This is a genomic window from Stenotrophomonas sp. 704A1 (assembly GCF_030549525.1).
GTDB lineage: Bacteria > Pseudomonadota > Gammaproteobacteria > Xanthomonadales > Xanthomonadaceae > Stenotrophomonas > Stenotrophomonas tuberculopleuritidis.
In genome coordinates, this window is sequence record NZ_CP130831.1 from 1,408,574 (window position 1) to 1,429,746 (window position 21,173).

General features: G+C 67.2%; 19 protein-coding genes. 13 read left to right on the plus strand and 6 right to left on the minus strand.

What is annotated here, in order from left to right; translation table 11 throughout:
- Nucleotides 1-2: 2 nt before the first annotated feature.
- From Q5Z10_RS06525 to Q5Z10_RS06550, 6 genes are all read left to right on the plus strand, one after another.
- Nucleotides 3-1,004, plus strand: coding sequence for a PAS domain S-box protein (locus Q5Z10_RS06525; protein ID WP_303638439.1), 1,002 nt, complete (start codon nt 3-5; stop codon nt 1,002-1,004).
- Nucleotides 928-2,343, plus strand: a complete 1,416-nt coding sequence (locus Q5Z10_RS06530) for a putative bifunctional diguanylate cyclase/phosphodiesterase (RefSeq protein WP_303638440.1) — start codon at nt 928-930, stop codon at nt 2,341-2,343. The genes Q5Z10_RS06525 and Q5Z10_RS06530 overlap by 77 nt, the downstream gene beginning before the upstream one ends.
- Before the next feature lie 140 nt (nt 2,344-2,483).
- Entirely contained in the window at nt 2,484-4,148 is a 1,665-nt protein-coding gene (locus Q5Z10_RS06535) for a sensor domain-containing diguanylate cyclase (protein WP_303638441.1), read from the plus strand.
- 33 nt (nt 4,149-4,181) lie between these two features.
- Nucleotides 4,182-4,904 carry a pseudouridine synthase gene (locus tag Q5Z10_RS06540; RefSeq protein ID WP_303638442.1) on the plus strand — a complete coding sequence of 241 codons (723 nt, stop codon included), beginning with the start codon at nt 4,182-4,184 and terminating at the stop codon, nt 4,902-4,904.
- A gap of 68 nt (nt 4,905-4,972) precedes the next feature.
- Entirely contained in the window at nt 4,973-6,043 is a 1,071-nt protein-coding gene (locus Q5Z10_RS06545) for a sensor domain-containing diguanylate cyclase (RefSeq protein WP_303638443.1), read from the plus strand.
- 78 nt (nt 6,044-6,121) lie between these two features.
- Nucleotides 6,122-7,282, plus strand: coding sequence for an AAA family ATPase (locus tag Q5Z10_RS06550; protein ID WP_303639148.1), 1,161 nt, complete (start codon nt 6,122-6,124; stop codon nt 7,280-7,282).
- 37 nt (nt 7,283-7,319) lie between these two features.
- On the opposite strand, the gene Q5Z10_RS06555 is transcribed toward Q5Z10_RS06550, so the two are convergent.
- From Q5Z10_RS06555 to Q5Z10_RS06565, 3 genes are read right to left on the minus strand one after another with little or no spacing between them, the layout of a single operon-like run.
- Nucleotides 7,320-8,267, minus strand: coding sequence for a DMT family transporter (locus Q5Z10_RS06555; RefSeq protein WP_303638444.1), 948 nt, complete (start codon nt 8,265-8,267; stop codon nt 7,320-7,322).
- Between the two features lie 59 nt (nt 8,268-8,326).
- A complete protein-coding gene (locus Q5Z10_RS06560) occupies nt 8,327-9,157 on the minus strand; it encodes a DUF72 domain-containing protein (protein ID WP_303638445.1) in 831 nt (276 codons plus the stop codon).
- Complete coding sequence (locus Q5Z10_RS06565; RefSeq protein WP_303638446.1) at nt 9,154-9,597, minus strand: VOC family protein; 444 nt, start codon at nt 9,595-9,597, stop codon at nt 9,154-9,156. Before Q5Z10_RS06565 ends, Q5Z10_RS06560 begins: the two co-directional genes overlap by 4 nt.
- Nucleotides 9,598-9,707: 110 nt before the next feature.
- Between Q5Z10_RS06565 and Q5Z10_RS06570 the strand changes: the two genes are divergently transcribed.
- The 4 genes from Q5Z10_RS06570 (at nt 9,708) to Q5Z10_RS06585 (ending at nt 15,213) form a co-directional block, all read left to right on the plus strand.
- Nucleotides 9,708-11,270 (plus strand): serine hydrolase, encoded by a 1,563-nt coding sequence (locus Q5Z10_RS06570; RefSeq protein WP_303638447.1) that lies wholly within the window; start codon nt 9,708-9,710, stop codon nt 11,268-11,270.
- A 91-nt stretch (nt 11,271-11,361) separates the two neighbouring features.
- Nucleotides 11,362-13,194, plus strand: a complete 1,833-nt coding sequence (gene smrA, locus Q5Z10_RS06575; protein WP_303638448.1) for a multidrug efflux ABC transporter SmrA — start codon at nt 11,362-11,364, stop codon at nt 13,192-13,194.
- Between the two features lie 136 nt (nt 13,195-13,330).
- Entirely contained in the window at nt 13,331-13,753 is a 423-nt protein-coding gene (locus Q5Z10_RS06580) for a hypothetical protein (protein ID WP_303638449.1), read from the plus strand.
- Entirely contained in the window at nt 13,750-15,213 is a 1,464-nt protein-coding gene (locus Q5Z10_RS06585; RefSeq protein WP_303638450.1) for an FAD-dependent oxidoreductase, read from the plus strand. Before Q5Z10_RS06580 ends, Q5Z10_RS06585 begins: the two co-directional genes overlap by 4 nt.
- A 62-nt stretch (nt 15,214-15,275) precedes the next feature.
- Here Q5Z10_RS06585 and Q5Z10_RS06590 read toward each other — a convergent pair whose 3' ends face one another.
- Nucleotides 15,276-17,084: a DUF885 domain-containing protein gene (locus Q5Z10_RS06590; protein ID WP_303638451.1), complete on the minus strand. Its 1,809-nt coding sequence runs from the start codon at nt 17,082-17,084 to the stop codon at nt 15,276-15,278.
- A gap of 113 nt (nt 17,085-17,197) precedes the next feature.
- Here Q5Z10_RS06590 and Q5Z10_RS06595 point away from each other — a divergent pair, with 113 nt between their 5' ends.
- The gene (locus Q5Z10_RS06595) at nt 17,198-17,554 is read left to right on the plus strand and encodes a GFA family protein (protein WP_303638452.1); all 357 of its coding nucleotides are present in this window, start codon (nt 17,198-17,200) and stop codon (nt 17,552-17,554) included.
- Nucleotides 17,551-18,351, plus strand: a complete 801-nt coding sequence (locus Q5Z10_RS06600; protein WP_303638453.1) for a DUF4349 domain-containing protein — start codon at nt 17,551-17,553, stop codon at nt 18,349-18,351. Before Q5Z10_RS06595 ends, Q5Z10_RS06600 begins: the two co-directional genes overlap by 4 nt.
- A gap of 91 nt (nt 18,352-18,442) precedes the next feature.
- On the opposite strand, the gene Q5Z10_RS06605 is transcribed toward Q5Z10_RS06600, so the two are convergent.
- Both Q5Z10_RS06605 and Q5Z10_RS06610 read right to left on the minus strand, forming a co-directional pair.
- The gene (locus tag Q5Z10_RS06605) at nt 18,443-18,736 is read right to left on the minus strand and encodes a hypothetical protein (RefSeq protein WP_303638454.1); all 294 of its coding nucleotides are present in this window, start codon (nt 18,734-18,736) and stop codon (nt 18,443-18,445) included.
- 70 nt (nt 18,737-18,806) lie between these two features.
- The gene (locus tag Q5Z10_RS06610; RefSeq protein ID WP_303638455.1) at nt 18,807-19,751 is read right to left on the minus strand and encodes a LysR substrate-binding domain-containing protein; all 945 of its coding nucleotides are present in this window, start codon (nt 19,749-19,751) and stop codon (nt 18,807-18,809) included.
- Between the two features lie 116 nt (nt 19,752-19,867).
- On the opposite strand from Q5Z10_RS06610, the gene Q5Z10_RS06615 reads away from it, so the two are divergent.
- Complete coding sequence (locus Q5Z10_RS06615; protein ID WP_303638456.1) at nt 19,868-20,740, plus strand: DMT family transporter; 873 nt, start codon at nt 19,868-19,870, stop codon at nt 20,738-20,740.
- The last annotated feature ends 433 nt before the right edge of the window (nt 20,741-21,173 follow it).

The following is a 21,173-nucleotide window of genomic DNA, read 5'->3' on the forward strand; positions in this document are numbered from 1 at the left end:
GCATGGCGATCGGACTGGTCGGGCTGTCGGTCCTGATCCAGGAACTGCAGGCGGCCTCGACCGCCTGGATTGCGGGCCAGGGCTACTGGTCACGCGGGCAGCAGGACGCCACGGCGGCCCTGAGCCGGTACCTGGCCCGCGGCCACCTGCAGGACCTCGAGGATGCGCAGCGGGCACTGCAGGTGCCGTTGGGCGACCTGCAGGCCCGGCTGGCCCTCGAACAACCCGAACCGGACGAGGCGCAGGCCCGGGCCGGCTTCCTGCGTGGGGGCAATGCCCGCGCCGATATTCCGCGGCTGATCTTCTCCTTCCGCCACGCGCGCGACATCGGCGCGTTCCGCGAGGCGACCTGGCTGTGGCGGCAGACCGATGGTGACCTGCTGGCGCTGCAGGCGCTGGCCGACGAACTGCGGCGGCGGCATGGCGCGGGTCCCCTGGATGACGCGTCCCGCGACGGTTACCTGCAACGCCTGCGCGATATCGACCGCGACCTGCGGGCGCAGGCGCAGGCGTTTTCGCAGGCACTGCTGCGCATGGCGCGCGCGGTGCGCATCGCCACCCTCACGGTCGGCGGCCTGTCGGTGCTGCTGATCAGCCTGGTGGCGGTGGGACTGGCGCGGCGCGTGGGCAAGGACCTCACCGAACATGAAAGCCGTTTCCGCGCCGCCTTCTACCAGGCCAACGTCGGCATGCTCAAGCTCGATGCCAGCGGCCGGGTGGTGGAGGCCAACCAGGCGATGGCCGACATTCTCGACCATCGCCGCGATGTGATGCTGCAGATGACACTGGCCGAGCTGCTGATGGAGGGCGAGCTGGTGCTGGACGAGGTGGGCCGGATCGACTGGGAACGGCAGCTGCGTCCCGGCGAACTGCGCTTCCGCCGCCGCGATGGCAGCCTGGTGTGGGGGGCGCTGGAGCGGCACCGGCGTGCGCAGCGCCAGCGACGGTCTTTCGGTGTTCGCCATCGTCGAGGATGTGAGCCAGAACCACGCGCTGGCGCGTGAGATCGAACACCACGCCAGCCACGATCCGCTCACCGGGCTGATCAACCGCCGCGAGATCGAGCGGCTGCTGGAAAATGCGCTGCTGCAGGTGCGGGGCGAGGGCGGCACGCACGCGCTCGGGTACATCAACCTGGATCATTTCAAGCTGGTCAACGACAGCTTCGGGCATGCTGCGGGCGACCAGATGCTGCGCAGCTTCGCCGAGTACCTGGTCGGCGCGGTGCGCGACGGCGACTGGGTCGGCCGCCTGGGTGCGGACGAATTCGCGGTGTTCCTGGCCCGCGCCAACCAGGATGAAGCCAAGCGCGTGCTGCAGCGGTTGATCCGCAACCTCGGCCAGGCCACCTTCCCGATCAGCGAAGGCAGCCCGCAGCTGAGCTGCAGCGTCGGAGTGGTCGAGGTGACCGCCGAGGCGCCGGATGTGAACTGGCTGATGAGTGCGGCTGACAGCGCGTGCTATGCGGCCAAGCAGGCCGGCCGCAACCGCGTGCACTGCTTCAATGAGAACCGCCTGGCGCTGGACGAACGGCGGCTGGAGGCCGAGCGGCTGCAGCGGGTCAGCCGGGCGATGGCCGAGAACCGCATGCTGCTGTATGCGCAGCGCATCGCCAGGGTCGGCGATCCGACCTACCTGCATTACGAAGTGCTGGTGCGCATGCGCGATACCGACGGCGCGCTGCACCTGCCCGGGCAGTTCATGCCCGCGGTGGAGCGCTATGGCATGGCGGTGGTACTGGATCGGCATGTGCTGGGCCTGCTGTTCCGCCACCTGCAGGTGTGCCCGGCGCATGTGCGCCAGCTCGGCCTGTGCAACGTCAACGTGTCGGCCCAGTCCATCGCCGAGCCGGGGTTCCTGGCCTTTGTCTGCGACCTGCTGGAGCGCAACCGGGCGCTGGCCTCCAAGCTGTGCTTCGAGATCACCGAGACCGCGGCGATCAGCAACCTGAGCCAGGCCCGTGCGTTCATCGATGCGGTCAAGGCGCGCGGTTGCCGCATGGCGCTGGACGACTTCGGTTCGGGGCTGTCGTCGTTCGGCTACCTGCGCCAGCTGCCGGCGGACATGCTCAAGATCGACGGGGCCTTCGTGCGCGACATGGACACCGATCCGGTCAGTCGTGCCAGCGTGCGCGCGATCAGCGAGCTGGGCCGGGAGCTGCAGATGGAGGTGGTGGCCGAATGGGTGGAGACCGCCGACGTGGCCGAGGCACTGACCGCCCTGGGCGTGCAGGGGCTGCAGGGGTATGCCATCGAGCGCCCGCAGCCGCTGGAGCGGCTGACCCTGGCCGACCTGCGGCCGGTGCGCCTGGTGGCGGGCCCGGGCTCGCCGGCAGCCGGCTGAACGCCATTGAGGATGCGGCCGGCCTGGCCTGTTGCGGCCGCCGGCCCCCTGGCCTACACATCGCCGGCCCGTTGCACTGCGATAATGCCGGCAGGGGCGACGCGCAATGGGCGCGGACGTAAGCAGGAACGGGACGCGGCGTGGTCGGCAGGCAGGTGCGGTTCGAATCAGGGGCGGTGCTGGTCGTGCTGCTGGTGTGGTTGGCGCTGCCGTGGCTGGGCCACGCGCGCAGTGTCGAGGCCGGGCGTGACTACCTGCTGGTCGGTGCCGCCACCGCAGAGCCCACCCCCCATCGCGCCTGTACGCCGGAGATGCTGGCCGGGCCGCGCCAGCAGGTGACGGTGCAGGCGCCGGCCGCCGGCTGGTCCGGCGAGCCGCAGGCGCTGGACGTCTTCAATGTATTCGCCGGAGAAGTCCGCCTGCAGCATGGCGACCGCGAGATCTGCGGCAACATGCAGGACGCGCGGACCCGCGATTCACGCTTCCGCGCCGGTATCGGCATGGTTGCGGTGCCCAAGGCGGGCAGCCACGAACCGTTCCGGGTGTCCTGGCAGGTGCCGCTGAAGGCGCGCTGGGTACCGACCCTGCGGCTGGGTGCGCCCAGCCCGGTGCAGCAGAACGATACCGCCCGGCTGCTGGTGCGAGCGGCCTGCATCGCGGTGGCGATCGCCCTGGCCCTGTCGGCGCTGATGGCCTACCTGACTACCCGCGATCGCAGCTTCCTGATCTACATCGGTTCCACCCTGGTACTGGTGCTGTGGCAGGCCATCCTCGGCGGGCTCGGCGGATACCCGGAGCCGTGGCTGCGGGTCGGCGAACGCGGCGCCTGGTGGCTGCTGGCGCTGACCGCCGCCACCCAGGCGCTGGTGCTGCCGGCGCTGTGGCGCCTGAACGGTGGCGACCGGGTGCTGCCGCGGTCGCGGCTGGGGCAGCAGGTGGTGCTGTGGGGGCTGCTGGCGTTGGCGGCGCTGGTGCCGTGGCTGCCGCGCAGCGGCCTGGGCGTGGTGGCCCAGCTGCTGGAGGGCACCTTCGTGCTGGGCTGCGCGCTGTCACTGGCGATGGGCATCTGGGCGCGCTGGCGCGGCGATGTCTGGTCGCTGGCCGGGCTGGCCGCGCTGGCGCCGATGCTGGTGCTGATCAGCGCCGATGCGGCCAGCGCGCGCTGGCTGATGGAGTACCGGGTGGAAGCGCTGCAGCTGGCGGTGACCTGGCTGCTGATGATGGCTGCCTACGCGCTCAACCTGCGCCTGGGGCGGCTGCGCCAGCAGCGCGACGAGATGCGCCAGCTGGCCGAGACCGACATGCTGACCGGACTGCCCAACCGGCGTGCCGGCCTGCACCAGCTGGGCCAGCACCTGCAGCGGGTGCAGCGTGACGGCGGCGCACTGGTGATCGGCTTCCTCGACATCGATCTGTTCAAGGACATCAACGACCGCCATGGCCATGAGGTCGGCGACCAGGTGCTGGTGGCGGTCGCGCGCGCCCTGCGCGCGGCAGTGCGCAGCCAGGACCAGGTAGTGCGGATGGGCGGCGAGGAGTTCCTGCTGCTGTTGCCGGGCATGCCGCGCGGGATCGCCGCGGAGCGGCTCGAGCGCCTGCGCCAGCGCATCACCGACAGCTGCCGCGACCTGCAGGTGCCCGGCCTGGAAGTGACGGCCAGCATCGGCATGGCGCAGTGGCGGCCGGACGGGGACGACCTGGCCGCCCTGCTGCGGCGCGCCGACCATGCCATGTACGTGGCCAAGCGCAGTGGCCGCAACCGGGTGTTCGACGGCGAAACCGACGATCCATCGGCCGCCGCATGAGCCGGGGAGGCGGCAATGCCGGATAATGGGGCGATGACCACCCGACTCAACAAACATATCGCCGAGACCGGCTTCTGCTCCCGCCGCGAGGCCGATCGCCTGATCGCCGCCCGCAGGGTCACCGTCAATGGCCAGCCCGCCGGTACCGGCGCCGTGGTCGGCGAGGACGACACGGTGCTGGTCGACGGCCAGCCGCTGCGCGTACGCACCGCACGCAGGCCCGGTGCCCGCCGCCACGTCTATATCGTGCTGAACAAGCCGGTCGGGGTTACCTGCACCACCGAAACCTCGGTCAAGGGCAACATCGTCGATTTCGTCGGCCACGAGCAGCGCATCTTCCCGATCGGCCGCCTGGACAAGGACTCCGAAGGCCTGATCCTGATGACCAGCAACGGCGACATCGTCAACCAGATCCTGCGGGCCGAGAACGGCCACCAGAAGGAATACCTGGTGGCGGTGAACAAGCCGGTCACCGACGAGTTCCTGCGTGGCATGGCCCGCGGCGTGCGCATCCACGACCAGATGACGCTGCCGTGCCGGACCTCGCGGATCGCCAAGTTCGGTTTCCGCATCACCCTGCAGCAGGGCCTGAACCGGCAGATCCGCTTGATGGCCGCCGAGTTCGGCTACCGCGTGACCCAGCTGCGCCGCGTGCGCATCGACAACATCAAGATCGGTGCGCTGAAGCCGGGGCAGTGGCGCAACCTGACCGAGCAGGAACTGCACGGGCTGTTGCCGCAGCAGCAGGACTGGTAGCAGCAGGCGCCGGGACGGCGGCCGGCTTCGGCTAGACTCTGCGGCGACCTGCCGGAACATGACGCTGCATGATCAAGCCCGACAAGCCCGCCAACGAAGCGCTCCGCCTGGAAGCGCTGTACCGCTACCGCATCCTTGATTCGGAACGGGAGCGGTCCTTCGACGATCTGGTCGCCATCGCCAAGGCGGTGTGTGGCACGACGATGGCCGCCGTGACCCTCATCGACGTCGAGCGGCAGTGGTTCAAGTCGATACAGGGCATCGATGCCGCCGAGACCCTGCGCAGCGAATCGATGTGCGGCCACGCGATCCTGCAGCCGCAGCAGATCATGGTGGTGGAGGACGCATTGCAGGATGCGCGCTTCCACGACAACCCGGTCGTCACCGGTGATCCGTACGTGCGCTTCTACGCCGGCGCGCCGCTGATCAGCAGCGACGGCCTGCCACTGGGCACGCTCTGCGTGTTCGATGCGCGGCCGCAGCACCTGGCCGCCGACAAGGCCGAGGCGCTGGCCGCGCTGTCCAGGCAGGTGATGCTGGTGATGGAGCTGCGGCGCTTCGCACTGGACATCCAGCGGCACATGCTTGAGCGCGAGGATTACGAGCGGTTGCTGTCGGACTACCACGATGTGCTGCTGGCGCAGAATGCCGACCTGGCCGAGCAGAGCCGCACCGATGCATTGACCGGGCTGCCCAACCGGCGCGCGCTGGCCGCCGCGCTGCAGGAGGCCGTGGCGGCCACCGACGGGCCGCCCCGCCAGACCTGCGTTGCGCTGGTGGATATCGACCACTTCAAGCACATCAACGATTTCCAGGGCCATGCGACCGGCGACCGGGTGCTGGCCGAGCTGGGGGTGATGCTGCGCTCGCATTTTGCCGGGCGCGGCATGGCCGCCCGCTATGGTGGCGAGGAGTTCGTGGTGCTGATGCCGGAGGCAGAGCTGCGGACGGCCGAGCTGCAGTGCGAATTCCTGCGCGTGGCGGTCTCCAACCTGCCGTTCGGCTTCCCGGTGACGGTGAGCATCGGTGTTGCCCAGCATCAGGCGGGGGAGACGCCCGAGCAGACCCTGGCGCGGGCCGACGCGGCGCTGTACCGGGCCAAGGGCGGCGGCCGCAACCGGGTCGAGGTTGCCGGGTAGCCTTCGGCGGTGGCCTGGTCGCAGCAGGTGCGACCGCGACGGACGACCATGGACGTCCTGCCTTCGCGGATCCCGACCATGCTGCAGACCCTGGCCGTCGCCCATTACCGTTCATTGCATGGGCTGGTACTGCCGCTGCAGCAGCTCAATGTGGTCACCGGTGACAACGGCAGCGGCAAGTCCAGCCTGTACCGCGCGCTGCGCCTGCTGGCGGAAACCGCGCAGGGCGGCGTCGCTGCCGTGCTGGCGCGGGAAGGCGGGCTGGGGTCGGCGCTGTGGGCCGGCCCGGAACAGCTGGACAGGCGCGTACAGGCCGGCGAGTTGCCGCTGCAGGGCGGGCCGCGGCAGGCCCCGGTAGGGCTCAGGCTGGGCTTCAGCACCGGCGATTTCGGCTATGCCATCGATCTTGGCTATCCACCCCCCAGCCGTTCGGCGTTCGCGCTGGATCCGCAGATCAAGGCCGAGGCGATCTGGGCCGGACCGTTCCTGCGCAGCGCGACGCTGCTGGTCGATCGTCGCGGTGCGCTGGTGCGGCAGCGGCATGCCCGCGGCTGGGACGTGGTGGATGATCATCTGTCGGTGTTCGACAGCCTGTTCACCCAGGTGGGCGATCCACAGCGCATGCCCGAAGCGATCGCGCTGCGCGAGTACATCCGGCGCTGGCGTTTCTACGACCATTTCCGCAGCGATGCCGACGCGCCGGCACGGCAACCGGCGATGGCCACGCGCACGCCGGTGCTGCATCACGATGGACGTGACCTGGCCGCAGCGTGGGTGACCATCCTGGAGATCGGCGATCCGCAGGCGCTGGCGGCCTGCGTCGATGATGCGTTCCCAGGCGCTACGGTCAGCTACGTGGAAGCCGAGGGCCGGCTGCTGCTCCGCTTCCATCAGCCCGGGCTGCTGCGCCCGCTGGCGATGAGCGAACTGTCCGATGGAACGCTGCGCTTCCTGTTGCTGGCCGCCGCGCTGCATACCCCGCGGCCGCCACCGCTGCTGGTGCTCAACGAGCCGGAGACCAGCCTGCACCCGGACCTGCTGCCGGCGCTGGCACGCCTGATCATCGCCGCCAGCGCACGCAGCCAGGTCTGGGTGGTGTCACATGCCAGCCGCCTGATCGCCGCGCTGGCCCAGGCAGACGGGTGCCACGCGCTGCATCTCTACAAGGAGCACGGGCGGACCCTGCTGAGCGGCCAGGGCCTGCTGGATGCACCGGCATGGCACTGGCCGCAGCGCTGAGAGCGGCCGCCTGCGCACCGCCACGGCCCGCCGGCACTCAGTCGGCGATGTTGCGCGCTTCGGCGGTGCCGAGAATCTCCGGGTGCTGCACGCGCGTGCGGCGGTTGAGCAGCGGGTGCAGGAACACCGCGCCCACGATGATCGCCACGCCCAGGTAGAACCACGGAGTGACTTCATGCTGCTCACGCAGCAGCAGCACGGCCAGGACCACGGCGTAGACCGGTTCCAGGTTGGTCACCAGCTGCACGGTGTAGGCACTGAGATGGCGCAGCGCCACCAGTGCCAGCGCGAACGGCAGCAGGGTGCAGGCACCGGCCAGAACCAGCAGCAGGATGCCATCGTGCAGGTCGGGAATGATCCACAGCGGGCTGGCCAGCGCCGGCAGCAGGTAGGGCATCAGCGGCGCGAGCAGGGTGAGGGTGAGGGTACCGGCGCCCAGCTCCAGCGCGGTGACCGTCAGCGGATCGGCGTGGCTGACCATGCGCTTGTTGAGCGAGCCGAACACCGCCACCAGCAGCGCCGACAGCGCGCCGATCACAATGCCCAGGCGCATGCCGTCCGGCACGCCGCCCACCACCAGCGCCACACCCGGCAGCACGGCCAGGCCGAAGGCCAGTTCGCGCAGCTGGAACGGGCGCTTGGCCACCCACGGTTCGATGATCGAGGTGAACACCGGCGCCAGCGCGATGCAGGTGGCCGCCACCGAAGCATTGGCCAGCTTCACCGCGCCGTAGAAGGTCAGCCAGTGCAGGGCGACCAGCGCGCCGATGCCGGCGTAACCGGCTGCCAGCCGCAGCGGCAGGGTGCGCAGCCCGCGCCAGACCCGCGGCAACAGCGCCAGCATCGCCACCACCAGCAGCATGCGCCACCACACCAGCGGCAGCGCCGGCAGGGTGATCAGCTTGCCGAGGATGGCGGTAACGCCCCACAACAGGACGCAGAAATGGATCTGCCACAGCGCTTTGCGGGTGTCGGGTGTGCTCATCGGCGTATTGTGAGGCAAGCGTGCGCCGTGCGGGATGCCGCGATGCCCTGACCGCGGGGTTATCGCCGAACGGGGGCGCCGGGCGCGTCGCAGCGGCGCTGCAATGCCATCGCGGCCGCCGGGTTGCGGACCTTGCCGGCACCGATGCACAGCAGGTAGACCTCACGCGGGGCCGCTTCGGCCGGCGCGGCCAGGCAGGGCAGGTCCGTCACCGGCGTACCGCTGGCCCAGCACCGGGCACGGTCCGCCCACCGCTGCTGCACGCTTGCCGGCAGGCCTTCGTTCAAGCGGGCCTGGCTGCGCTTGATCCGCGCGTACACGAAGCCGGCGCTGAGATCACCGTGCAGCGGCGCCTCGTCGCTGTCCTCGATCACCAGCGCGACGCCATGCCGGCGCGCGGCCTCGACCAGGGCCGGCCCCTGCACCGTGGCATTGCGCACTTCCAGTGCGTGCTGCAGCGGCACGCCGTCCCAGCGGTCCGGCAGCTGCGCCATGAACGCATCGAGGGCCGCTGCGTCGGCCGGATGGTGGGGATCGAACTGCCACAGCAGCGGGCCCAGCCGGTCGGCCAGCGCCGCGGCCGCCTGCAGGAACGGCGCGGCCGCCTCGACGCTGGAGGACAGGTCGCGGCGCTGCACCAGATAGCGCGGCGCTTTCATCGAGAAACGGAAGCCGGCAGGGGTCTGCGCGGCCCATTGCGCGCACTGCGCCGGCGTCGGCGTGCGGTAGAACGTGCCATTGATCTCGATGCAGCGCAGCGCGCGGCTGGCGTGGGCCAGCTCCTCGCGCTGGACCAGCCCGGCCGGGTAGAACACGCCGCCGCGCCACGCGGGGAACACCCAGCCGCCGATGCCGCAGCGGATCGGCGCCGCCGCCGCCCGTGCCGTCATGCGCTGTGTTCCGCGCGCCACGGGTCGTAGCTGCCGAACCACCACAGGTAGCCTTCCGGGTCGGCACAGGCGTAGCCACGGCCACCGTACGCCTGGTCGGCGATGTCGATGACGATGCGCGCGCCGGCCGCCCTGGCACGCGCGTAGTGCGTGTCGACGTCATTGACGATCACGCAGGCGCTCTGCGTCTGCCGTCCGTCGACCTCGTCAGGCATGACCGCCAGCCTGGCCCATTCGCCGCCGTTGCTGGTCGAACCGAGCATGATCATGCCGTGGCCGAACACCAGTTGTGCGTGATGTACGGTATCGCCGTCGGCGTACACCGCCTGCGCGTGGAAGCCGAACGCACGCTGCAGCCAGTCGATGGCGGCGAGGGCGTCGCGGTAGCGCAGGCACGGAATGATGGTGGAGCCGCTGCTGGTCTGGCCTTCTGCATCCATGACACCCCTCCTATGGCACAGGGCAGGCTGCGCCCGTGGCCGTTACCATCGCGCGAAACCCTGGTGACGGCCTGCACATGGCCGCCACCCCTGTTCGGAGATCGTGCTGGATGAAAACCTGGATTGGAGGAGCCGTGCTGCTGGCGTGCACGACCATGGCGAGCGCTGCCACCCCGGCGCAGCTGCAGGACCTGGATGCGACGGTCGAGCGCGTGCGCGCGCAGTTCGACGTGCCCGGCATCGCCGTGGCGGTGGTCAAGGATGGCGAGGTGGTGCTGGAACGCGGCTGGGGCGTGCGCGAGCAGGGCAAGCCGGAACCGGTGCAGGCCGATACACTGTTCGCCATCGCTTCCAACACCAAGGCCTTCACCGCAACCTCGCTGAATCTGCTGGCCGAGGACGGCAAGCTGAAGATGGACGACAAGGTGATCGACCATCTGCCGTCGTTCCGCATGTCCGACCCGTTCGTGACCGGGCAGATGACCCTGCGTGACCTGCTGTCGCACCGCAGTGGCCTGGGCCTGGGCGCGGGTGACCTGCTGTTCTGGCCGACCACCTCCTACAGCAATGCCGAAGTGGTGCAGCGGCTGGGCCAGGTGCCGCTGAAGGGCGGTTTCCGCGAGCGCTATGCCTACGACAACATCCTGTATGCCGTGGCCCAGCAGGTGATCGAGCAGGTCTCGGGCATGAGCTACCAGCAGTTCCTGCAGACCCGCATCTTCGACAAGGTGGGCATGGCCGGCACGCGCTACAACGCCGATCACCTGAAGCCGGGCGACAAGGCTGCGGTCGGCCACGCCAAGTACGATTTCAAGGACCTGCGCACCGTTGCTCCGCTGACCTGGTCCAACAATGCCGGCGCCGGTGGCATCTATTCCAGCGCGCACGACATGGCGCGCTGGATGCAGGTGCAGCTGGCTGAGGGCAAGCTGGCCGATGGCACCGCGCTGTTCACCGACAAGAGCCAGCAGCAGATGTGGCGGATGATCACCCCGCAGTCGATCCCGGCGCCGAGCGTGCCGGAGCTGGCACCGGCGCGGGCCAACTTTGCCGGTTACGGCGAAGGCTGGAGCCTGAGCGATTACCGTGGCCAGAAGCTGGTCTGGCACACCGGTGGCTGGCCGGGCATGGTTTCGCGGCTGACCCTGGTGCCGGGCGAGAAGCTGGGCGTGGTGGTGCTGACCAACCAGGAAGTGGGCGCGGCGTTCAACGCGATCACCCTGAGCGTGCTCGATGCCTATCTGGGCGGCGAGAAGCACGACTGGGTGGACGCCTATGCCAAGGCCGTGGCCAAGGGCCAGGACAAGGCCGACGAGGCCTGGGCCAAGCACCAGAGCGCGCGCGACAAGGGCAGCAAGCCGTCGCTGGCACTGGCCAGCTACACCGGCACCTTCCGTGACCGCTGGTATGGCGACATGCAGATCAGTGCCGGGGGCAAGGGCCTGCGCCTGCGCTTCATGAAGACCGCGCAGCTGAACGGCCGCCTGGAGCACTGGCAGCACGACACGTTCATCGTGCGCTGGGATGACCGTTCGCTCAACGCCGACGCGTTCGTCAATTTCAGCCTCGACCCGGACGGCAAGGTACGCGAGGTGCGCATGCAGGCGATCTCCGACCTGACCGATTTCAGCTTCGATTTCCAGGACCTGCTGTTCACCCCGGTCAGTCCGTGAGGGGAGCGCCGGGCCATGCCCGGCGAGCGCGCAGCGCGGGATACACGCCGGGCATGGGATACTCCCCGCGCTGATCTGGCGAGGGAATGTGATGTTCCGTTGGTTTGAATCCCTGATTCCGGTGTTCCCGCCCGTGGACGGCCGCATGCCGCCACAGAAGGTGCTGCCGTTCTACCTGCACTACCTGCGGCCGGTGTGGCCAGTGCTGCTGGCCACGCTGATCGCCGGCCTGCTGCTGGCGCTGGTGGAAGTGGCGATGTTCGATTACCTGGGCCGCATCGTCGACATGGTCGCCGAACAGCCCGGTGCCGGCTTCTTCCAGCGCCACGCCAACGAGCTGGGCTGGATGCTGTTCATCACCGTCATCGCGCGGCCGATCCTGGTCGGCCTGCACAACCTGCTGGTCAACCAGGCCATCGTGCCGGGGCTGAGCAACCGTTCGCGCTGGCTGATGCACAACTACGTGGTGCGGCAGAGCCTGAACTTCTTCCAGAACGATTTTGCCGGCAGCGTCGCCAACCGGGTCATGCAGACCGGTACGTCACTGCGCGAGTCGGCCGTGCAGATGGTCGATTCGCTCTGGTACATCGTGGTCTACACCGGCACCGCGCTGTACCTGTTCGCACAGGCCGACTGGCGGCTGATGGTGCCGCTGATCCTGTGGCTGCTGGCCTATGTGGTGATCCTGATCTACTTCGTGCCGCGCGCGAAGGAACGGGCCTGGATCGCCTCGGAAGCACGGTCCAAGGCGATGGGCCGGATCGTGGACGGCTATACCAACATTCCCACGCTGAAGCTGTTCGCCCATGGTGGCCGCGAGCAGGCCTACGTGGCCGAATCGATCCAGGAACTGGCGGTCAAGCACCGCGCGCAGACCCGGGTCACCACCGGCATGGACCTGACCATCGCCATCGTCAACGGGTTCCTGATTGCCGGCACCTGCGGCCTGGCCCTGTGGCTGTGGAATGGCGGGCACATCACGGTCGGTGCGATCACCCTGGCCACCGGCCTGGTGATCCGCATCCACAACATGTCCGGCTGGATCATGTGGACCATCAACGGCATCTTCGAAGACATCGGCACGGTGCAGGATGGCATCACCACCATCGCCCAGCCGTTGACCGTGCAGGACCGCGAGGACGCCACCCCGCTGCGGGTGACCCAGGGCGGCGTGCACTTCCAGGACATCCACTTCCATTACGGCAAGAAGGGCGGCGTGATCGCCGGCCTCGACCTGGTGGTGAAGCCGGGCGAGAAGATCGGCCTGGTCGGCCCGTCCGGTGCCGGCAAGTCGACCCTGGTCAACGTGCTGCTGCGGCTGTACGACCTGGAAAGCGGCCGCATCCTGATCGATGGCCAGGACATCGCCCATGTCACCCAGGAAAGTCTGCGCCAGCAGATCGGCGTGGTGACCCAGGACACCTCGCTGCTGCACCGTTCGATCCGCGACAACCTGCTGTACGGCCGTCCCGATGCCACCGAAGCGCAACTGCATGCGGCGGTGACCAAGGCGCGCGCGGCCGCTTTCATCGATACGCTGGTGGACGGGCAGGGCCGTCGTGGCTACGACGCGCATGTCGGCGAGCGCGGCGTGAAGCTGTCCGGCGGCCAGCGCCAGCGCATCGCCATTGCCCGCGTGCTGCTGAAGGATGCGCCGATCCTGGTGCTGGACGAGGCAACCTCGGCGCTGGATTCGGAAGTGGAAGCGGCGATCCAGGACAGCCTGGACGAACTGATGGGCGGCAAGACAGTGATCGCGATCGCGCACCGGTTGTCGACCATCGCGCGGATGGACCGGCTGGTGGTGATGGACCAGGGGCGGATCGTCGAGACCGGCACCCATGCCGAGCTGATCGATGCCGGTGGCCTGTATGCACGCCTGTGGGCGCGGCAGACGGGAGGCTTTGTCGCCGCCGATCAATAGTTTCCTGTGTAGAACAGTGGGAACCGGCCGATACTGAATGTAGTCGATGATTAATCGTCGGCAGTCAAGTTGATTCGACTCACGGATGAGGACGTGAATGGCCAGACCTTTTACGCGTAGTACTAGTACTTTCGTAATGGCGTTGCTGAGAGGCTATGAAAGGGACGGACTCTCTTTCGATCAGTTGGTTGTCGAATTGTTGCGCTATGCGCAGCAGCCTGATGCAGAACTTGAAGGCGTGAAGTACAGGCCAAACGGTGTTCGTGAGGCTGGTGACAGCCCATGGTTCCGCGATCATGTAGAGCGACAATTGAACATATTGAGTTCGCTCGGACTCGTTAGCCGGCGGGGCGACCAGTGGCTGCTGAAGGCTCAAGAATCTCAGTCGACTCCGGGTGTCGAACTGGATCCTCTTTCCAGAGTGCAGGACGAAACCGGACTGGATTTGATGAGCTCTGGAAAGGGGCTGGCTCAGGTTCTTGCGCACCCCTCCTTGTTCTGCCTTCCTGAAGAGGACTTTCATACGCTCGTTGATCGCGCATTTGAGGAACTGCCATGAGCGCTGAGATAAGTGTCGTGGACTGTCTGGGCCTGCTTGCGAGCAAGGTCGCCCCGAACGTATTTGACGTCTCCAGTGGTCAGTATCATGTCAGCTTGAGGGACCAGGTTGTGCGAGGGCGTCTCCTGGTTGGTGACATCATCTCAATGGATCCAGATTTCAGTTCATTGCTCGTGGTGGGTGGGGGCGTAGCCGGCCTTGCCGTTGCAGTGACAGCGGCCGAAGCAGGGAAGAAGGTTGTTGTGCTTGAGCAGAGCAGATTTCCGTTATCAAAGCAGGTTGGCGTGCATTCGCGCTTCGTTGGACCGTTCATGTACGAATGGCCTTGGAAGTTCAGTCGAAGCCAGGTGTACCCGCCAGTAGATGCAACTTGCTGGCCGAAATTTTCGGGCTGCCCACCCCTCACGTCATTTGACCCCGTCAGCGCAGCCGATTTTGCAAAGGAAGTCCAACGGTGGTTTGACAAGGCGTTGGGGGACCATGCTCATTTACACCTTGCAACACGCCTGGATCGTTCGCTTCAGAAACGTGTGAAGGACTTTATTAAAGCGGGATTCTCAAGTGCGGGTGAGCTTGATCTTGCCGGAATGACATGGCATCGCACCAGACCGTCTGCGGGTTCGATCAAACCGGCTTACATCATTCTTGCCGCAGGTATGGGAGCAGAGAACTGTTCACTGCCTGAACATGATGGATCGAAAGTGATCCGCGGAGCGTCGTTTCGAGGAACTCCGTTCTGGAAGAATGATAGCTTGCGTAAGCATGCGGACGCTGGCCGAGATGTGGTCGTCGTTGGCGGTGGTGATGGTGCATTACAGGATGTGCTGCGCGCGCTTACTCCCGACGCACACCCTCTGCAGACTCTACGACGTCTAGAGTCTTGTCCTGTCGTCAAGGCATTTTTGGAAGGCGTCGGCGAACGGTTGCGTACCATCGAATTGCAGGGGCGACTAATGGCGACCTGGAGATGGAATCCGGCTGTTTGGGAGAGCGTAGATAACTTGTGTAGCGAGGTCGCCAGCAGTCTTGCCAAAAACAGCATGGTGAGAAGTGCAGTTCTCGGAACTTTGAGGCGTCAGAAGCGAGGCGGCGTTCAAAAGGTGACGCTATTGGTCAAGTACGACTACTTCGATAAAGCTTATCTTCTCAATCGGTTTCTGGTTCATCTGATTTCCCACATTTTCAAGACATTAGAGGCGAAGAGTCAGTCGCATGATCGTGTCGCTCTGGATATCAAATGGAATGCGTCAGTTGAGGGTGTCCAGAATAGGCCTTCTGATCAGTACCGGGTGCACTACGAAATAAATGGCATTGGGATGGCAGTCGATGCGGCATATGTTGCTGTTCGTTTCGGGATCGACAGAAAAACTATTCCCGGCCTTCAGATGGTCCATTTAAGTGGTGATGACCAGAAGCAGCGCACAAGTCTGAGTAGAGTTCCACTCCCATACGCGGTGTGAACGTACAAGAAAACGGCCCGGGTTTCCCCGGGCCGTTCCATTTCCAGCTCACACCCGATCAATCACTCGATCGGCTGGTCCAGCATCAGCTGGCGCGCGAAGCGCACCGGCGGCGCGCCGTAGGACAGCATCTGGTCGTGGTAGGCCTTCAGGTTGAACTTGTCGCCCAGCTTGTCCTGCATCGCCTTGCGGGTGTCGAAGTGTTCCTGCGCACCGACGAAGTAGGTCGGCAGCTGCGCCGAGGTCAGCTGCGCGCGCACCCACTTGCCCGAGGCTTCGCTTTCCTGCTGGAACGCGTCGTGGGTCATCAGGTGCATCGCCTGTTCGCGGGTCCAGTTGTCCACGTGCACGCCCTGGTCCAGGATCGCGTTGGAGATCGTGCGCAGGTAGAACTTCAGCTGCACCAGGTGGAACAACGGGTCATTGTTGAGGTACCCCTGCTCCTGCATCATGCGCTCGGTGTAGACCGCCCAGCCTTCGGCGAACAGGCCCGAACGCAGCACCGCACGCAGGGTCGACGGGAACTTGGCCGAGTGCCAGCCTTCCAGGTAGTGGCCCGGGGTGCCTTCGTGGATGCTCAGCAGGTGGATCATGCGCGAGTTGTACTCACGCAGGAACGAGTCGACCTGCTTGTCGTTCCAGTCGTCCGGAATCGGCGAGACGGCGTAGAAGGTCTTCAGGTTCTTGTCCAGCGGGCCCGGCGAATCGCAGTAGGCCACGGCCACGCCGCGCTGGAATTCGGGCATCAGGATGATGTCCACCGGTGCATCGGGCAGGGTCATCAGATCGTGCTCGCGCACGAACGCGGTGGACTGCTCCAGCGCCGCCTTGGCATCGTCGACCACCTTGTCACGCGCCGGCTTGTCGGCGTACGCCAGTTCCAGCGCGGCCTCGATCGCCTTCTGCTGCTGCTCGTCGGTCGGCTGCGCCGGCATCTCCGGTGCGCCCGGCTTGTCCTTCAGCACGGTCTGCGCGATGCCATACATGTCTTCGCGCACGCGCTTGAGTTCGGCGCGTGCACGCTCGCCGATCTCCTGGCGCGACAGCGACGAGTTCAGCGCGAACTTCAGCTTCTGGTCGTACTTTTCCGCACCGATGCGGAAATCGCCCTTGGCATTCGGCACCAGGGTCTTGTCCAGCCAGGTCTGCTGCTCGTCCACGGCCTTCTTCAGGCCATCAATGGCCGCCTGCAGGCGCTGCTGGTCGGCCTGCGGCAGTTCGCCGATGTGCGGGGTGATGAAGGTATCGACGATGCTGAGGATGCCCTTGTTCTGCTTGGCCACCGTCTCGGCGTGGATCTTCGGCACGCGGGCCGGGTCCAGGTTCTCGCGGGCCTGGGCGAAGATCGCCGGCAGCTTCTCCATGCGCGCGGTCGCGGCCTTCAGGCGCTCGGGCAGCGGGGCGAACTCACGCGCCATCAGGCCGTAGATCGCGCTGCCGGCCAGGCCGTTGTACAGCTGCGGGTCCCACTTGCCAGACTGCATGATCTCGGCATTCCAGATTTCCGACTGCAGCTGGTTGCGCAGGATCGCCGCGTCCACCTGGTTCTCGCGGCCGAGCTTGGCCACCTCGATCTTGTCCAGCTCGCCCAGCAGCGCCTTGTAGGCGGCCAGGGTCTTCTGCTGGCCGGCGGCGCTCAGATCGTCGATCTCGCTGTCGTAGCGGTGGTCGCCGATCTGGGTGGCGCTGACCGGGGACAGCTGCATCCAGGTGTCCAGTGCGCGCTTGGACAGGTCGGCGAAGGCGGCATCGACCGCGGCGTCGGCGGCCTGCTGGCCGGTGGCGGCGGTGGAGCCGGGGGTCGGGGCGTCGGCCGGCTGGCAGCCGGCGAGGGCGGCGACCAGGGCGAGGGCGAGGAGATGCGGGCGCATCGGCGTTCCTGTACTGGGGTCAATGCCCGAGCATAGGCCGCCGGGACTGCTTTGTCCCCGTGCCATAGGATTACCATGGGCGCAGACAAGGACCCTCCAGCGGAGCGCAGGACATGCAATATCAAGGAAGCTGCCATTGCGGCAGGATCGCATTCACCGTACAGGCCGAGGCACCGATCAGCGAGGTCATCGACTGCAACTGCTCGATGTGCCGTCGCCGCGGCAGCCTGCTGTGGTTCGCTCCGCGCGAGGCGTTCCAGCTGGGCACCGACCCTGCCGACGTGGCGACCTATCAGTTCAATACCCACCACATCGATCACCATCATTGCCGCGAATGCGGCACAGCACCGTACAGCGAAGCGGTGGACCCGCGCAGCGGCCTGCCGATGGTGGCGATCAACGTGCGCTGCCTGCCGCAGGTGGATCTGGGTGGCCTGTCGGTCACCGCCTTCGATGGAGCCTCGCGATGACCTCGCCGCGCGCGTGGCTGCGCGTGGTCGCGGCACCGGCCCTGCTGCTGGCGCTGGCGGCCTGCGCCAAGCATGGCGAGATGTCAGCCGATGGCGCTGCGGCCGCCGAGGCGGGCGTGGCGTCTCCGGAAGGTGCATTCCTGGCCTACGAACACGACGTGCAGGTGCAGCTGGAAGCGGCGCAGATCGCAGCACGCATCCAGCAGGTGGCACAGGCCTGCCAGAGCGCGAAGTTCGGCGATTGCGCGGTGCTGCAGGTCGAGCAGAGCAGTGGCGAACAGCCTCGCGGCGAGGTGAAGGTGCGCATGGCGCCCAAGGGCGTGGAGCCGTTGATCGCGATGGCTGGCGAAGGCGGCAAGCTGCAGTCGCGCAACACGCGTGCCGAAGACCTTGCCCAGCAGGTGGCCGATACCGCGCTGACCAAGGCGCGCCTTGAAAAGGAGCATGCGCGCCTGCTGTCCTACCAGGATCGCAAGGACCTGAAGATCGAGGACCTGATGGCAATCACTACGCGGCTTTCGGAAATCGAAGCCGGGGTCGAACAGGCCAACAAGGATTCGGCGCAGCAACGCCGCCGTATCGATACCCAGCTGGTCACGCTGCACTTCGATACCACCTCGGGCCAGCGCAGCCGCAGCGAGATCGGGGAGGCATTGAGCGAATCGGGCAGCATCCTCAGCACCAGCGTGGCGTTCCTGATCCGTGCTGTTGCAGCGTTGCTGCCGGTCGGCGTGCTGGCACTGGCCGTGGCCTGGGGCGTCCGGGCGTGGTTGCGTCGCCGCCGTCGCAAGGCCTGATCGACACCGCGCCCTGTGTTCGCCGGGCTTGGCCCGGCGCTACCGGATGACGTGGCGGAATGGATGGCGCCGGGCCATGCCCGGCGAGCGCTCAGCCTTCGTCGGTCTCGTACTCGACGAACACATCCAGTTCCAGCGCCAGCTCCTGTACCGCATCGCGCACCTTCTGCGCGGTGCTGTCATTGCCCACTTCCACTTCCAGCTCATGGATGCCCGGGCCGATGTCATCGGACAGCCCGGCCGAGCTGGAATCGTCATCGTCCATGTGCGGCATCAGGTCGTCGGTCTCCTCGACATGTTCAATGCCTTCCAGGCCGAGCAGCAGATCGCTGATCGCGCGGGCATCGTCTTCGCTTCCGGTAATTCGCAGTCGCAGCAGGGCCATGGCAGATACAGGTCAGTGGGGTTGGCCTGCAGCCTAGCCAGTGCGGGGCAAAGGTCGGGTGAGGGCGCAGTCAGCCGTGCGTAGCGGGGCGTCCCAGCAGGCTGGCGGGCAGTGCCGGCACGGGCGTGCGCTCGTCCTGCGCCTGGCCCAGCAGCCAGTCGATGAACAGGCGCGCGGCGGGGCTGGGCGGCTGCCCTTCGGCATGCACCACGTAATACGCATAACGTGCCTTCAACGCCGGCCCGGGCAGGCGCACCACTTCGTAGCGCTGCAGGTACGGCTGCGCGATGTGGGTGCGCGCCAGTACCGCGCCCATGCCGTATACCGCCGCGCGCATCGCATCGGTGCTGTCGGCGAAGGTGTGCATGGGCGGCAACGGGGACGGCGGGCGCACGCCGGCATGCCGGAACCAGTCGCGCCAGCCCTGCGGGGACAGGTCGGTCAGCAGCGGCAGGTCGGCGATGCGGGCCGGATCCTGCAGGGCTTCCACCCCGGGCAGGGCAGGCGAGGCCACCGGGAACAGGTTGTCGTCCATCAGGTGCTGCGCATGCAGTCCGGGCCACTGGCCCAGCCCGTAGCGGATGCCGACTTCGGGCCCGTTGTCGTCGTAGCGGTCCAGGCCACTGCCGGTATGCAGTTCCACGCGGATGTGCGGATGCGCCTGGGTGAAGCGCGGCAGCCGGGGCAGCAGCCAGCAGTAGGACAGCGAGCGCAGCGTGGTGATCCGCAGCGGCACGCTGTCCGCGTCCGGCTGCAGGTGATGGGCCACCGCAGCGACATCGGTGAACGCCGCGCTGGCAGCGTCGGCCAGCTGGCGACCTTCGGCGGTCAGGCGCACCCCGCGCGCGTGGCGCAGGAACAGGCGCGTGGCCAGGACCTCCTCGAGGCGACGGACGTGGTGGCTGACCGCGCTGGCGGTCAGGTGCAGTTCCTGCGCGGCCTGGGCGAAATTCTGGTGGCGCGCGGCGACCGCGAACACGGCCAGTGCGGGGAGCAGTGAAGGGCGTAGCAGCATGTCCAGCCTCAAACCCTATTTGTGGCTGGCAGCGATACTACGCGCTTGTGCGGCGGGCGTCTGCGGCCGATCCTGTGGCTCCAGCACGAGGGTGCGACGATGGACGGAGGCAGGGCATGAATGCGGTCCCACAGGCGGCCGAGCGCGACTGGCGCACACCGCTGGAACTGACGCTGCTGGGCGCCATCTGGGGCTGCTCGTTCCTGTTCATGCGGGTGGCAGTGCCTTCGTTCGGTCCGTTCGCGCTGGTCGAGGTGCGGCTGGTGCTGGGCGCGCTGGTGCTGCTGCCGTTCCTGTGGCACGCGCGGGCACAGTTCCCGCCGCGGCGCTGGCTGTGGCTGGCACCGATCGGCCTGATCAACTCGGCGCTGCCGTTCGTGCTGTTCGCCTATGCCGCCGAACGGGCGCCGGCCGCGATCGGCGCGATCTGCAATGCGATGACCGTGCTGTTCGCCGCGCTGATCGCGTTCCTGTTCTTCGGCGAGAAGATCGGCGTGCGCCGCGCCGGGGCGCTGCTGGTCGGCTTCGCCGGCGTGGTGGTGCTGGCCACGGCCAAGGTCTCGGGCCTGAGCATCGGCACCGCGGTGCTGGCCGGTGCGGCGGCTTCGCTGCTGTACGGGCTGGGCGTGAACCTGGTGAAGCGGCACATGACCGGCCTGCCCTCGGCCGCCGCGGCGGCGGCCACGCTGTCGTGCGCCTCGTTGTGGATGCTGCCGATGGCGGTCAGCCACTGGCCGCAGGCGGCGATTCCGTTCAAGGCCTGGGGCGCGGCGATCGCGCTGGGTGTGCTGTGCACCGGTCTGGCATTCCTGATGTTCTACCGCCTGATCGGACGCATCGGGCCGTCACGCGCCTCGACGGTCACCTACCTGATTCCGCTGTTCGGTGCCGCGTTTGCGTGGCTGTTCCTGGGCGAGCCGGTGACGCTGCAGATGTTGATTGCGGGCGCGTTGATTCTGGGCAGCGTGGCGGTGAGTCAGAAGGGCTGAGGTGTTTTGCACGTGGCGCGTGCTGAAGGCGCTTCATTGTTCATGGGCGTCGCTTTTCTTTGCGCGCGAAAAGAAAAGTAACCAAAAGAAACGCGCCGCCAGGTCGCGAGCCGCCGTGCTTCGCACGTCGGTCCCCTGCGCTTCTCGGTGAATCAGGGGACGGTGCCGGACTCGCTACGCTCAGACATCGGCACCTCTTCGCCCCTGATTCCCCTGCGATGCTCGGCTCGCTCAAGGCGGATCCAGATCAAAGGCCACAGCTGCACCCAGTAGATCCACGCCATGCGTGGATGCTTTTGCGGTTGATCTTGACCTTCCAGTCCGCCTTGAGCGAGCCGAGCACCGCAGGTCCGGCGAGGGCGAAGAGGCGCGGGTGTCTGAGCGCAGCGAGTTCCCGCGCCGTCCCTCGACGGGCCGAGGAGCACAGGGCACC